The sequence below is a fragment of the Pseudonocardia sp. DxW genome, assembly GCF_058448985.1.
Genome location: NZ_JBZFLK010000048.1, coordinates 1 through 13,725, shown reverse-complemented (window position 1 = coordinate 13,725; position 13,725 = coordinate 1). Strand labels below are relative to the sequence as shown.

Annotated in this window: 11 protein-coding genes and 1 pseudogene; 5 read left to right on the top strand and 7 right to left on the bottom strand. The window is 68.8% G+C overall.

All coding sequences use genetic code 11. From position 1 onward, the window contains the following. Positions 1-92 precede the first annotated feature (92 nt). The 4 genes from ACVJO7_RS33605 to ACVJO7_RS33590 form a co-directional block, all read right to left on the bottom strand. Positions 93-620, bottom strand: coding sequence for a TniQ family protein (locus ACVJO7_RS33605; RefSeq protein WP_491676307.1), 528 nt, complete (start codon positions 618-620; stop codon positions 93-95). Beyond that, positions 617-1,873, bottom strand: coding sequence for a TniB family NTP-binding protein (locus tag ACVJO7_RS33600; RefSeq protein WP_491676306.1), 1,257 nt, complete (start codon positions 1,871-1,873; stop codon positions 617-619). The genes ACVJO7_RS33605 and ACVJO7_RS33600 overlap by 4 nt, the downstream gene beginning before the upstream one ends. A 153-nt stretch (positions 1,874-2,026) precedes the next feature. Further along, positions 2,027-4,174, bottom strand: a complete 2,148-nt coding sequence (locus ACVJO7_RS33595; protein WP_491676305.1) for a Mu transposase C-terminal domain-containing protein — start codon at positions 4,172-4,174, stop codon at positions 2,027-2,029. Continuing rightward, a complete protein-coding gene (locus ACVJO7_RS33590; RefSeq protein WP_491676304.1) occupies positions 4,171-5,022 on the bottom strand; it encodes a TnsA-like heteromeric transposase endonuclease subunit in 852 nt (283 codons plus the stop codon). The genes ACVJO7_RS33595 and ACVJO7_RS33590 overlap by 4 nt, the downstream gene beginning before the upstream one ends. 352 nt (positions 5,023-5,374) lie before the next feature. On the opposite strand from ACVJO7_RS33590, the gene ACVJO7_RS33585 reads away from it, so the two are divergent. Continuing rightward, positions 5,375-6,259: a restriction system modified-DNA reader domain-containing protein gene (locus ACVJO7_RS33585; protein WP_113643265.1), complete on the top strand. Its 885-nt coding sequence runs from the start codon at positions 5,375-5,377 to the stop codon at positions 6,257-6,259. Positions 6,260-6,375: 116 nt separating this feature from the next. Next, positions 6,376-6,792, top strand: a complete 417-nt coding sequence (locus tag ACVJO7_RS33580; RefSeq protein WP_491676303.1) for a hypothetical protein — start codon at positions 6,376-6,378, stop codon at positions 6,790-6,792. On the opposite strand, the gene ACVJO7_RS33575 is transcribed toward ACVJO7_RS33580, so the two are convergent. Both ACVJO7_RS33575 and ACVJO7_RS33570 read right to left on the bottom strand, forming a co-directional pair. Beyond that, positions 6,761-7,732, bottom strand: a complete 972-nt coding sequence (locus tag ACVJO7_RS33575; protein WP_491676302.1) for a C40 family peptidase — start codon at positions 7,730-7,732, stop codon at positions 6,761-6,763. The two genes, ACVJO7_RS33580 and ACVJO7_RS33575, sit on opposite strands and share 32 nt — an antisense overlap. A gap of 7 nt (positions 7,733-7,739) precedes the next feature. Then, positions 7,740-8,810, bottom strand: a complete 1,071-nt coding sequence (locus ACVJO7_RS33570) for a replication-relaxation family protein (RefSeq protein ID WP_113643262.1) — start codon at positions 8,808-8,810, stop codon at positions 7,740-7,742. Between the two features lie 449 nt (positions 8,811-9,259). Here ACVJO7_RS33570 and ACVJO7_RS33565 point away from each other — a divergent pair, with 449 nt between their 5' ends. The 3 genes from ACVJO7_RS33565 to ACVJO7_RS33555 are packed head-to-tail and all read left to right on the top strand — an operon-like array spanning position 9,260 to position 12,826. Further along, the gene (locus tag ACVJO7_RS33565) at positions 9,260-10,102 is read left to right on the top strand and encodes a tyrosine-type recombinase/integrase (protein WP_491676301.1); all 843 of its coding nucleotides are present in this window, start codon (positions 9,260-9,262) and stop codon (positions 10,100-10,102) included. Positions 10,103-10,106: 4 nt separating this feature from the next. Further along, positions 10,107-10,457 (top strand): helix-turn-helix domain-containing protein, encoded by a 351-nt coding sequence (locus ACVJO7_RS33560; RefSeq protein WP_090015163.1) that lies wholly within the window; start codon positions 10,107-10,109, stop codon positions 10,455-10,457. A 47-nt stretch (positions 10,458-10,504) separates the two neighbouring features. Then, positions 10,505-12,826 carry a site-specific integrase gene (locus ACVJO7_RS33555; RefSeq protein ID WP_491676300.1) on the top strand — a complete coding sequence of 774 codons (2,322 nt, stop codon included), beginning with the start codon at positions 10,505-10,507 and terminating at the stop codon, positions 12,824-12,826. A gap of 118 nt (positions 12,827-12,944) precedes the next feature. On the opposite strand, the pseudogene ACVJO7_RS33550 reads toward ACVJO7_RS33555, so the two are convergent. Continuing rightward, a pseudogene (locus ACVJO7_RS33550) lies at positions 12,945-13,634 on the bottom strand (type VI secretion protein); the annotation flags it as partial. Between the last annotated feature and the right edge of the window lie 91 nt (positions 13,635-13,725).

Genomic DNA, 13,725 nt, shown 5'->3' with positions numbered 1-13,725 from the left:
GCGGGCTCTCACCCGACGAGTACGAGGACGCCTACCATCGATCCCAGCGCGACGATCACAGATGACCCGGACTCCGGGAAACCGGGGGAACCTCAGCCGCGCTTGACGTGGACGGGCTGGCGGCAGGCCGGGCAGTGGTGATCGAGGAAGCGGCGGTGCTCGGTGCAGGCGAACACCACGGGCAGCCGCCAGGTTCGGCGCCAGGCGCCGCCCAGTTCCCGGCCGAGCTGGGTGTCGTCACCTGCCAGGCAGTCCGGGCAGTAGCGAGTGGAACGGGTGAACAGCCAGCGGTCGAAGTAGGTGGTGCTGCCCCACCGGTTCGGGCCGCGTGTGGGTTTGGCGGCCGGGTAGCGATCGCCCAGCGCGCTGAGGAACAGGGTGTCGGTCTCGGCCGGGGTCAGCTTGGTGGCGTGTGCGAAGGCGTCGCGTGCGGCGGGAACGACGTGGACGGTCAGGCCTAGGGCGGCGGCGCTGTTGTGGTGTCCGGTGTTCAGGCCGGTGAGCGTGACTACGCGGGCGGGTGTGAGGTCCAGCCGGTGGGCCAGGCGCAGCACGAAGCCGACGATCGACTCGTCGGGCAGCGGGTCGAGGCTGCGGGGAAGTGGCCGGTGCGCGGTCATGCTCCCTGGCCGCTGGCGGGGATTCCGGTGTCGTCGAAGACGGTGTTGCGTGCCTTGCGGCGGCCTTTGGTGTCGGGCTTGACCGCCGGAACCCGCGGGATCTCGCCGGCGGTGGCGTCGCGGGTGGGATCGTTGCCAAGGTTGATCAGGATGCTGTCCAGCAGGTCCGCGGTCAGCTTCTCGGCTCCGGTGTCGACCGCCTCGGTGCAGCCGTCCTCGATGAGGCGTTCCAGCAGTCCGATCACGCCGCCGGTGCGGCGGAACAGGTACTCGGGCATCGTGCCAGCGGTGAGCATTCCGGCTTGGGCGTGGAACAAGCGCAGGTGTTCCTCCAGCCCGGCCAGATGGGCGGCCCAGGCGGCGATGCCTTCCGTGGTGTCGTAGCGGAATGGCTCCAGGTGAACCAGGTCGAAGCGCCGTTCAGTCTGGGTGGCCGGGTCGTCCCCAGCAGCGGCGCCAGCGGGTGGTGGGAAGACCCACTGGCCGGTGCGCGGGTCGTGGCGTCCTTCGCGCAGCAGCCCGGAGCCGGGGATGTTGACGCCGATGAGCACGAGCGTGGTGTGCATGCTCATGAAGGCGCGCATCAGATCGAGGGTGTCCTGGTCGTCGGCGCGGTGCATCTTCAGCCGGGTGATGTCGTCGAGGAGAAGCACCCGGTTGCCGTGGTCGCGCAGTGAGGTGCGGACCGCGCGGGTCAGTTGCGGCAGGGTCATTCCTTTGTGGTCGGCGCCGAAGAAGTCCAGGATCGCCTGGCAGGTGCTCTTGGGTTTGGCGGTCACCGGGGTCTGGACATAGGCGACTGGTGCGTGCAGGTCGCGGGTGCCGGGGATCGCGGTGGGGTTGAGCTGGTGGTGCAGGTCCAGCCAGGCGTCCTCGAACGCGGCGGCGATCTCGCAGGCGGTCTCGGTCTTGCCCTGGTAGCCCCCGCCCGTGATCATCAGCCCTGGGCGGGTGGTCGGCTTGTGCTTGAGCGCGTTGGTTTGCAGCCGGGACCGCATCAGCCGGGCGACCGCGGCGCTCATCGGTGTTTCCTGCAACGGCGGGTTGGCGTGGCTGGCGGCGCGGTGCAAGTCGTGCAAGGCACGCTTGCGAGGGCTCAGTGCGCGGTAGTCGGCCAGGCTCAGCCGTGGTGCGGGCTGGAAGGTGTGCCGCGTCAGCCTCCACTGCCGCCAGCCCTCGACGGTCTCGCGGTCGGCGACAGGTCCGGGCAGTACGAACGGGATGGCCGGCTGGTCATCGGGATGCTGGGTCACGAGGCGCTTTCCGGGTGTTGCGCGGATGATGCAGACGCGGATGGTTCGGTGTCGGTGAGCAGGAACAGCGAGCCGCGGCGGAACGTCTCTCCCAACGGCGGTGGCGGGCTGACTGGCCCGGCGGCCACGGCCTCTTCACGGCGGCGGCGCCGGTCAGCGTCCACGGCTTGCTGACTCGTGCGGGCGCGCGTGGCCCAGCCCTGCTCCGCGTCGTCTCGAGCGGGCTTGCGTGCTCGTGCCGGCTGGGGGCGCGGTGTGCTGGTGTCGTCGACGGCGTGCACGGGTCGCGGTGGCGCGGTCGGCTGCGGCGGCGTTTGCCTGGGTGGCCTCGCGTGCGTGCTCGGTGCGGGCGGCCTTGGCCATCGTGGGCCAGGCGGTGACCGGGATGTGCGCGCCGATCAGCTCCAGCAGCAGCGGTAGAAGCTCGGCGTCGGTGCGGGGTTTGAGCCCGGCTTGCCGGGCGGCCGATAGCAGGTCGCGGACGCGGGCGTCGTTGAAGGAGGGCACCTCGCCCTCGGGCGGCAGGCCGGTCCAGCGCAGGGTGTGCCAGGCGTGGGTGCCGGGATCCTGGAAGAACACCATGCGGGCGTCGCGGGGATCGCGGCGGATCACCCAGCGGCCCTTGTGCCGCCCGCCTCGCCCGGATGATGGTTCGTGCCGGTAGGGGTCCAGCGCCGGGCCGTTGTACCAGAGTCCGCGGATCTTCACCCCGCGCTGGCGGTGGATGGTGACGTAGTGCGCGGGCAGCAGCTGGTAGTAGAGCTCCGGGGCGGGGATCTCCATGGCGAACCCGCCCTGAGCGAGCGCGGCGGCGAACAGGGTGTTCGGGCTGTGATCACCAGTCGGGTCCCAGCACGGGGCGTGCTCGCCGAGTCGCCGACGTTGCCAGATCCCGACAATCCAGGTCGCGATGAGGTGTTCCATCGCCTCGATCGTGAGTACCGCGTCGGCCTCGGGGTCGGCGCCGCGGTCGGCGACATCGACGCCGGTGTAGCCGAGCAGGTGCTCGAACAGCAGGCTGCGGACCGCGCCGAAAGCCCGTTCGACGGCTTGCTTGTCGGTCGGGCGCAGCACCCGCGCGGGCAGGATGTTCGCGCCCAGCACCCGCTGGACCTCGACCAGGTGGTGGTTGCGATACACGGCGCCGTGGTCGGTGGTGATCGTCTCCGGGGTGAAGAACGGTAACCCGGCGACCCGATGCCCGGCGAACTCCGCGACCACCGCGGCCGGCAGCCCCGGATAGGGCCACTCCAGCTCCTCGCTCCAGTCCAGGCGCATCGGCAAGGGCATGGTGATGTCCCGCAATACCATCGCGACATCGACCGCGCTGTCGGACACCAGTGTCAGCCGGAACGCGGACAGCGAATGCGTGTAGACGTCCAGTGCCAGCGTGAGATGTACCGAGACCGGCTCGCCGAACACCGTCTCCCGGACCTTGACCGGCAGGATGGTCGTGTCCAGCGCGACGACCTGGCCAGGCCGGTGCACCACCACGTGCTCGCCACTGGTCGGCAACGCGGCCGAGCGGACGTAGCGCTGCCGGCCACCACCGGGGCCGAACCACTCCCGCCAGACCAACCGCAACGTCTCGTAACTCGGGATCGCCGCCACCGCATCCGGGCCGTGCTGCTCCCGGACGAACTGGTGCACCAGGCGTTGCCTGGTCTTCATCGACACCCGCGACCGATGCAGGCACTCCTGCCGCACCGCGTGAATCGCCTCGCGGATCTGCTCATTGACGCTGGGATGCCCACCGCCACCACGCAGCCACCGATCGTCGGCGCAGCCGATCGGACCGAACTGACGGCGCCGCGTCTCCCAGCGAATCAAGGTCCGGTAACCGACCTGGTGCAGGCCCAGCAGCCGGGCCTGGTCCGCGTCCAGCGCCGCCAACTCGGCGACCTTCGCCTGCCGCCGTTGCGTCACAGTCGTGATCGCCGGGTCGTAACAGGGCTTGGGTTCACCTGGACTCGGCCGCAGCGGGCTGCCGCCGCGGAACCCGGTCTCCACCTCCAGCAAGTGGCCCACCCGCAACCCGACCAGCTCCCGCTGATGCGGGGTCAGGTCACCCTCGTCGGCCTCCTGGCGTCCCCGGCCCGAGGCTCGCGCGGCCGACCTGCTGGACTGACGGCAGGACGGATGGTGCATCAGAAACCGGAACGTCACGCGCATCCGCTCGCCACCGGCCGTCACCAGCACCACCTGCCCGAGCTGGGGCTCCGCCCGCTCAACGGTCCACTCGGTGCCGTCGAGCACCAGCCCCGCGCCGGAACTGAGGTCCAGGCCCACCGTCACGGTCACCGCACGCCCTCCTCGTTGCTGACGACGTGGGTGGCGTCCGCCAGCGGTTTGCTCAGGTCGATACCGAGGCGCCGATGCCACAGCAGATGCAGCAGATAGGCCCGTGCGACTGCCGGTGCGATGGTGAGCTCCGCCAGCTCACCGAACGATCGGGGGCACTCGCTGGCCGCGGCGAGCAGGACCTCCACCAGCCCCAGCCGGTCGGTCAGCGGGCGACGCTGCGCCGACAGAGTGTCCACTGTGGCCAGAACATGCGGCTTCCACCCGGTCACCACCACGTACCGCCAGCCGTGCAGCAACGCCACCTCCGCCGAGGCGGCGAACGCCACCCGATCCCGCTCGCCAACCCGCGCCGCCGGACGCACATCGATCAGCCACCGGCCAGTCCGGGTATAGGCCAGGAAGTCCGGCACATGCCCCCGCTCCCCGTCGCTGGTCCAGAACCTCAGCCGGAACGGCTGCGAGATCACCTCGACCAACTCCGCCGCGAAGTCCAGGCCCAGCAGCAGCCGAGCCTCCTCCAACGACTCGTAGGCATGCAGCCGGCCCGTACTCACCAGAAACTGCAGCCCCGGCCGGTGCCGCTGGGCCCGGCTCCAGGAAAAGCGCCGAACCGGCTCACAACCAGCCGCCGGCATCGAACCGAGATCCCGCACCGGTGAACTGACCTCGCCGCCCGCGTACCGCCACGTCGCCGACCAACGAGATGTCCAATCCGACCCCAAACTCAGGACGTCGCGGAACTCAGCGAAGCCGGTATCGCGTTCGATCAGGTCATCCCACGCACAGTGGTGCGACCACAACTCCGTACCCAACAGGTCGACCCCGCCGGGTCCGCTCACGTACACCGACCCATCCAAGCCAGTCGCGCACTCCGCCGTGCACCGCGACGCGCGACGGTCATCCGAAGTCACTCGATCTTGTGACAACTACGTCGGTACCTGCGCCAGGTGACAAGTAGGTCCTGCAATCGGTGCCAACTATCGCTGGCATTTCCGCGGAGAACCCGAAGTCGCAACGACCTCTTGGTGACAACTGTCGCTTGTGGTCACAGTGGCCAGACCCTGGGAATCGTTGCGCCACACGGGTCCACTTCACGCCCATTGCACACGTGCCCGTTGACAACCACACGATCACGAAGCGTCCATACACGTCGGCCACCCGGCCCATCACACCGGAAACCGAAGGGGTGTATAGACAATGACGACCGACCACGACATTCACGAACCGCCCGACCTGGCCGCCGACGCGGCCGTGGACGCGCCGCGACTGGACCCCCAGCCCGATGACACCACCGCGACCGCCGGGGCGTCACAGCCGCACGACGAGGCGGCGATGCGGGCGTGGGAGGGGTTGCCGCCGGACACGATGATCCTCGCCCCGGCGTTCGCTCCGCCGCCGATGCGATGCCCCGACGATGTGTGGGCGATGCTCGTGACGGCGGTGGACATCATCGGCGACGCTGACCCCGACCGCGCGGGCGAGGTGGCGTTGTTCGCGGGCAACTGGGTAGCCGAACAACCCCCGGCCGATAGCTTGTACGACGGCGACCTCGTGGTGCGCCTGACCCGCCCGGCCGACCCGACGTACCCGCTGCCCCGCGACCACGCCACCGATGTCGAGATGCTGCTGGCGTACCAGGGCCGTTGGCAGCGGGTCGGCCAGTGGCGCGGACTCGACGACGGCTGGCCGAATCTCGTTGCGCCGACCGCCGCCGCCGTGATGGGGCTGCACGGCGACGCCACCGAGGCCGCCATCTGGTCGGAGACCCCGCCGCCGTCGACCTCGCCGCCGCTGATCAAGTGGGCGCGCGGTGGCATCGCCGAACTGCTGGACGCCGGACTGGTCACGGCGGGCGAGGAACTGGTCTGGAACCGCCGCAACCTCGGAGTCCGGCACACCGCACGCATCCGGGTCGACGGAACCCTCATCCTCGCCGATGGTCGCGTCTTCGCCAACCCGTGCGGTGCGACCACCGCGCTGGGTGGCAACCACCAGAACGGCTGGACCGCGTTTCGGCGGGCATCCGACGGGCGCACATTGGGCGACCTGCGAACGGAACTCCGCGCACGACACGAAAAGTAGCCCCGTCCAACCTCGTGCATGGGTCCGTCGGATCCGCTGTGTTGCGGGCAACTCGCCGCCACACAGCGGATCCGGCTGGCTGGAGGAATCTTGCCATGCTCCCATTTGAGTCCACAGTGGACCGTCTTGTGTTGTGGGGCGCGCGAGCCGGCGTCGGTCTCGGCTACACCGTGGAGGCTGCGGCCGTGCGGCTGGCCGAGGACATCGCCGAGTTGCGCGACGACGGCGGGATCCCTGTGCACGTGCGCACCGTGATCACGGTGCTGCCGCAGCAGCGGGTGCTGGAGATCCGGGTCGAGGGCCTGTCGGTCGAGGCCGACCCTGATCGCACCACCATCCGCGAGGTGACCCACGCGCTCTTCGAACTGGCCAGTTACCACAACATCGTTGCGCTCGACGCCACGACGCCGCCCTTGTTCACCCAACGCATCCTGCTCGTCGACACCGAAGGCCGACCATTCTCTGCTATGATCGGTTCGGGCGTAGGCGACGTGGAACCCGTTACGCCGCAACAGAACCGGCGGGACGCGTAGCGCCAGCATAGTCGTCGCCTCGGTACCGGTAGTTGTCGATCTGCACCGGTTGGCCGAACGTCGGTGCGTTGATCATGCGCCCGCCGCCGATGTAGAGGCCGACATGGTGGATATTGTTGGGTGTGCCGTAGAAAACGAGGTCGCCCGGCAATAGTGGCTGTCCGGCTGGGACGCGGGGGCCAGCGTTGAACTGGGTCTGGGCGGTGCGTGGCAGAGTCACTCCGGCGGCTGCATAGGCGGCCTTGGTCAAACCCGAGCAGTCGAAGCCTGCGTGCCCGCCGTCGGGTCCGTTACCACCCCAGACGTAAGGAAGTCCTCTCTGCCCGCAGGCATAGTTGATCGCGGCCACCGCGACCGCGCTGGTGGCCTGGATGGCGTTGCAGTCGCCTGTGCCGACAGAGGCAGCGGCGTCGGCATATTGCTTGGCCTGGGCGAGTACTTGGTTCACATACCAGTCGGCATGGTTGTAGGCGAAGATCGCCGCCCGCAGATCGCCCCGCCGCACGCCATTATCGCAGAGTAGGAACGCGGCGGCGTAGATGGCGTCATGCGGGTTGTAACGTGACGGTGGGCTGGCACCGCCGGGTGGGATCTGGTGGCGGGCAAGCACTCCGGCGAAGGTGGCGGACTTGAACTGCATCGGCCCGCCCGCCCCGTAACCATTTTCGCCACTGTGGACGCCAGGCAGCGGCGAGCGGCCGTGATCACCTTCGATCTTGCCGATGGCGGCGAGAATCGACCAGTCCAGCCCTGGACACACCCCGGCCGCCGCGCGGTACAGCGCGAGGTAGTCGGCGGGGATGTCGGCCAGCGCGGTCGCGCTGGGCTGGCTGTCTCCACTACCGAACAGGGCTGAGATCGCGGCTGACACTCCGTTCCCGATCAACGTCGGGATGAAAAGAATCACGCCGATCACAATGGCGCCGACTTTCAGAATCATCGGGTACTCACCGCCTGCCTGTGCTCGGCCCGCGTGAGATGGCGGCCGGCGGCATCGGCGCGGGCGCCGGGGCCATCAGTGCCAGCGTCGAGTCCGGCCCAAGAGCCGACTCACTGCCCGTGCTGGTGCTGGGTGGCGCGACGTGCGGCCAGGCGTCGAGCAACCGGTGCAACTCGCGCCGGGTGCTCACCGCGCTCCCGGTGGTGGTGTCCAGGGGCAGCCAGACCTCGTCGGCGGGGCTGGGGTGCGCGGCCTCGGGGTTGAGCAGCTCGGCCGCGGCGGTGGCGACCGGGACAGAGCGCGGGTCGTCGAGCTCGCGCCAGGCCCGCGCCAGCAGCCGGCGAGCAGTGGCCTCGCGTCGCGAGGTCGGCAGCCACACCAGCAGTGGAGTGGTGATCCCGGTGGCCTCGGCGAGCGCGGCGTAGCCGGCCAGTTTTCCGGCGAGTTTGGCCAGGACCTCGGTGCCGAAGTCGTACTCGAGGAAGAACTCGATCTCCCCACCGGCGCTGGCCCACCGGCCGTAGGCGTCGGGCTTGATCAGGTCCCCGAAGTGCCGCGCGCAGCGTGCTTCCGACCACCACGCGCCGAGCGTGCTGTGCTCGTCGGCGTCGCTGTGGCGAGCGCGGTCGACCAGGGCGGTGAACCACTCGGCGACACCGACGGTGTGCGCGAGCCGCAGCGAGTGGGCGACCCCGAAGGCGCGGTCGTGGCGGTAGCCGAGTTCCTTGACGTCCAGGCCGTCCTCGGCGGCCAGCACCGCGGCCCCGGCGGGCGCGAGGACGTAGTGCATCGGCGCGGTGCCGACCGTGATGAACGGCTGGAACCGGTCCACCACGCCCCACTGGAACAGCTCCCGCAACCGCATCCGGCCCGAGCGGAACGACGGGAACGCGAGCGCGGTGATCTGGTGGGCGGTGAGCACGCGGTGCTCGTGCAGCATCCGGATAATCCAACGATCGCGCGGCGTCAGCCGCCACGCCAGCACCGCCTGGTGGTCGGCGTTGTTCGCTGCGCGCGGGGTGGGCCGGGTTGCCTTGTGGCCTCGAAGACTGCGCTGCCTGGTGGGATTGGTGATCATGGTCCGAACCTTCGGGGAAGTAAATGGGCGGAATTGCATCTGATGCAACATTGGGCAAATTGCTGAGATCGTCGTCCTTGCTGGTCAGGCAGATGTGCGAGTTGTAGCCGAGATGGGTGAATCCACTGTGGACATGCGGTCTTAGCGCGAGCGCATCAATGTTGTGTTTGATACAACAGGGCGATGGGTTCGGAGGCACCTGGTTCAGCGCGACTTGTGTTGGCAGACAACGTCATCCACCTCGACCCGGCTCCGGCTGTTTTCGAGGCGATGTTGGAGGGCTGGCGGCGGCAGCAGTCGGCGCGTTTCCTGAAGACCTCGCTGACGATCGCGCCGAGGCTCCGGTTGATTCGCCGGCTGTGGGACTTCACCGGCTTGTATCCCTGGCAGTGGACGCCGGCGGATGGTGAGGCGTTCATCGACGACATGCGGGGCGGGAGTCGCCCATCGTGGCGTCCACCGCGCGGACGTACGAAGTGGCGATCAGCCTGTTCCTCGAGTACTTGCTGGATTCCCGCTACGGCTGGGTGCAGGTGTGCGAGGAGCGGTTCGGTGACACGCCTCAGCAGGTGTTCCATGAGGGCAACTCCGTCCTGCACAAGCTGAACTACGAGGGAGATCCGCGTCGGCGGCCGTTGACCTACGACGAGGTGCAGGCGTTGTTCGACGCCGCGGACGCCCGGCCCGGCACCATCAGCGGCCGGGGCCGCAAGGGCGCGTTGTGCGCGGCGCGAGACGCTGCCGTGCTCAAGACCGTCTACGCGTTCGGTTTGCGCCGCCGGGAAACATCCCGCGTCGACCTGGCCGACTTGCGGCGCAACCGCAAGGCTCCGCAGTTCGGCGACTTCGGCACCGTCATGGTCCGGTACGGCAAGGCACCCAAAGGTTCCCCGCCGAAGCGGCGGACAGTGCTGCTGGTGCCGGAGATGGACTGGGTGGTCGACACGCTGGCCGACTGGGTGAGCCAGATGCGCCCGCGGTTCGCGCCGGGCAGCCATCCGGCGTTGTGGGTGACCGAGCGGGTCGGCCGGCTGTCGCCGCGGTCGATCAACGAGGCGTTCGTCGCGGCTCGCGATGATGCCGGGCTCGATCCGAGTCTGGACTTGCACTGCCTGCGGCATTCCTACATCACGCACCTGACGGAGTTCGGCTATCCGGCTCGGTTCGTGCAGGAGCAAGTCGGCCACGCTTTCGGGTCGACTACGGCGATCTACATGGGTGTGTCCAATGAGTACCGGAACAAGCTGCTGGAGGCGGCGTTGAAGGGCCGGCTCGGCGAGGATTGGGAGTGACGGCGTGATCAAGAAGATGGGATACCAGTGGCGGTTGCGGCACTTGATGGCCGACCGCGACATGTTCCAGACCTCGGATCTGGTGCCGTTGCTTGCCGAGCGGGGTGTTGTGCTGTCTCGCGAGCAGGTGTTTCGGTTGGTGACCCAGCCGCCGCAGCGGTTGAGCATGGACACCCTGGTGGCGTTGTGCGACATCCTGGGCTGCGCACCGAACGACCTGATCAAGCCGGAGGTGGTCAACCAGCAGCTCCGCAAGGCAGCCGACGGTGTTGCTGGATCGACCGCCGATCCGGCGCCGACGCCTCGTCGTTCGATCCTGCGTCGGCCCGACCAGCGTCGCCCTGAAAAGAAGTGACCACTGTGGACACTTCGTCGCCTGCGCCAGCGGTACGGCGTCGTCGGGTGCGTAACCGTGATGGTGACCAGCAGCGGCTGGCTCGAATTGCCGCCCGCGAGGGTGCCCGAGCCCGGCTGCTCGAGTCCGTGCAGGCCATCACCGAGCCTGTCGTGACCGCACAAGCGGCTCAGGCATTTCTGGAACAGGCGCAGGCGTGGACTGCCTGGGGTGCTCTGGCATTGCATCGCTACCTTGATCAGCATCCCGAGGCGCTGCGCGTGCCGCCGCCGGATTGTCCGTTGGTGCTGGCGCGACTCCTGTACCTGCTGGCCGCCGCAGGCCACCCGGTTACCGCACCCGCGTGCTCGATCTGCGGCCGTTCCGATCGCCTGCTGGAGTGCCGCACCCCGGACGGCCGGTGCTGCAACTGGTGCAAGCACAAGACAACAGTGCGGCCCTGCGCTCGGTGCGGGCAGGAAGCGGTCGTCGTCACCCGCCGACCGGAAGGACCGATCTGCCGGCGGTGCTATGCGGCCGACGAGGACCTGTTCGAGGAATGTGTCGAATGCGGGCGTCGTCGCCGGCCGACCAAACGACGAGCCGACGGTGCCGCCTGGTGCGAGTCCTGCGCTCCCAAACCTACTCACCAATGCATTCGGTGCCGTGATCACCGCCCGGCGGCGGCGATCACGGAGGACGGTCCGGTTTGCTACAACTGCTACCAGCGTCCGCCGCGGCGTTGCGGGGTCTGCGGCCACATCCGCCCGATCCGCATCCGCGCGGTCGGCGACCAGCCGGACCGGTGTGCCCAGTGCTACCGGCAGACCGGTCAGTGCGTGGTCTGCGGACGGGTCCGGCCGGGCAGCGGGCTCGGCGGCCGCGGCGGCGCATTTCACTGCTCCGCTTGCCGGCCCCGTCGATCCGGGCACTGTGACGACTGCGGCCAGACCGCCCAGTTGTATGGAGACTGGCCCCGTGGCTCGGTCTGCTTCCGCTGCTACTTCCACCACCTGCGCAACCCAGCCCAGTGCCCGCAATGCGCGATCGTGCGAGTCCTGGTCGGCCGCGCCGAAACCGGCGAGGACATCTGCGGACCGTGCTCGGGATCCACAGTGGACTTCACCTGCCGCACCTGCGGCCGTCCGGGGCGGCTGCACGCCGACGGCTGCTGCGCCCGCTGCGTGGTAACTCACCGCGTGCACGACCTGCTCAGCGACCACTCCAGCGTTGTGGCACACCAACTTCAGCCGCTGGCGCACGCACTGACCGCCGCACCGAACGAATACTCGGTACTGAACTGGCTCTATTACCACCCTGCCACCACGTTGCTGGCCGACCTTGCCGCCCAGCCCGCCCAGATCACCCACGCCCTGCTGGACGGCCTGGCACCCACTCGCAGCACCCGCTACGTCCGCGACGCACTCATCGCCACCGGCGCTCTGCCGCCACGGGCTGAACACCTCAACCGGCTGGAAGCCTGGGCAGACCGCACGATCGACCGCCTGCCCAAACGCCAGCAGCGAATCATCCGCCCATTCGCGGAGTGGCAGGTGATCCGCGATGCCCGCCGGCGCGCCGCCCGCAACCGATACACCGAGGGAGCCGCAGCCACCGACCGCACCGACATCCGCACCGCCATCGGGTTTCTGGACTGGCTCGACGCCAGCGCAACCACCCTCGACGCACTCACCCAAGATCAGCTCGACCACTGGCTGGACACCAACCCGACCCGACGCAGGGGTCTTGCCTCGTTCCTGCGCTGGGCGCGCCAGCGCAGACTCACGACCACGCTGGAGTTCTTGTCTAGCAAGAAGAGCATGCCGGTCCTCTTTCAAACTGAGGACCAGTACCGACGACAGCTGCGCCGCTGCCTCAACGACGGCACCCTCCCGCGCGAGGTGCGGATCATCGGCAGCCTGGTCAGGCTCTTCGGCTTGCCCATCAGCCGCATCGTCGAACTGACCGCCGATCGGTTCCACCGCGCCGACGGCGACGCGTTCCTCACCATCGGCAAACATCCGGTGCTGCTGCCACCCAAACTGGCAGCACTGATCGAGGAACACCTCGCCCACCCGCGCTACCGGTCGATGGTGCGCCCGCCGGCCGGTGACCCACCCCGATACCTGCTGCCCGCGAGTCGGCCAGGCAAGGCGCGAGGCGCCCGAGCAACGCAGAAACTCTTGCGGCAGCATGGATTGCCTACGCTTGCCGCCCGCAACACGGCGATGATTGAGGCTGTCGGCGAGCTGCCGCCGATCGTAATAGCCGACCTGTTCGGCATCCATCCCGGAACGGCACACTCCTGGGCCAAGTTCGCCCAAGCCAGCTGGACCGACTACCTCGCCGCCGACGCGGCTACCGAGCCGAACACCACCAGCAAGAGATGAACACCAGCTCGACGATCTTGGGAGTGCCCGAATAGCGCACACCTTCAATACCTACCTCTCACCAGTTTGTTGAGTGGAAAGGACTTCCACCTGTCTTTGCGGGTGCGGCCGAGTCGGGTCAGGACTGCTGGCGGCGTGGGTCGGCGCTCCGCTCCCGGACGCCGGACTGGCCTCGGCGATCGCCGTTGGTCGGCCGCGCCTGCCGCGAGGTCCCGGCGGGCCGCTGCGGAGGCCGGGTTGGTGCCTGCGAACCGGACGCGGAGGCGGTGGCACCTGGAACTCGGCTGCGCAAGGCACGGCGGGCGATGCCGCGGATTTCCCGTGCGCGGCCGGGAATCGCGCGAGGAAGCGGCTGGGTGCGCATGGTGAACGGCTGTGCCTCTTCCCCGTTGAGCACGAGCCGTGCGGCGGCGTGGTAGACGCCCAGGTGCGCCAGGTCGTGATCGGACAGTCGGGGCGCGGTGTGGCGGGACAGCTCGCGAGAGTCCTCCGGGGAGGCGTTGAAGACGATTTTGCTGCGAGCGTTGGTGGACATGCCTTCCCGCAACTCACGGGGAAGCTGGCCAAGATGCTGATGCGCCAACGTCATCGCGACACGGAAGCCCCGTGCCTCGGCCAGCATGTCCTCGATCGGGTAGGGCAAGTTCAAGAAGTTGTGGCACTCGTCGATCACCATCGACGCGTCTCGTCGCTGGCGTTGCGGCGTGCGGGCGCGGGCGGTGGTTGCCTGCCAGGTACGTGCGACCACCAGCGACCCGACCAGCCGGGTGGTTTCCTCGCCGAGCGAGCCTTTGGGGATGCGCACTAGTACTGCAACGGCGTTTTGTCAGGCTGGTGGGCGTTGGCCGCGGCGGCGGTAGTGGCAGGTCCGGGCCTGGTGCTGGCGTCGTCGGCGCCAG

Bases quoted from the DNA above. Each gene is read 5' to 3' on its own strand.
- ACVJO7_RS33585 (WP_113643265.1), top strand. From the start codon at position 5,375: ATGACGACCGACCACGACATTCACGAACCGCCCGACCTGGCCGCCGAC.
- ACVJO7_RS33575 (WP_491676302.1), bottom strand. From the start codon at position 7,732: ATGATTCTGAAAGTCGGCGCCATTGTGATCGGCGTGATTCTTTTCATC.
- ACVJO7_RS33605 (WP_491676307.1), bottom strand. From the start codon at position 620: ATGACCGCGCACCGGCCACTTCCCCGCAGCCTCGACCCGCTGCCCGAC.
- ACVJO7_RS33570 (WP_113643262.1), bottom strand. From the start codon at position 8,810: ATGATCACCAATCCCACCAGGCAGCGCAGTCTTCGAGGCCACAAGGCA.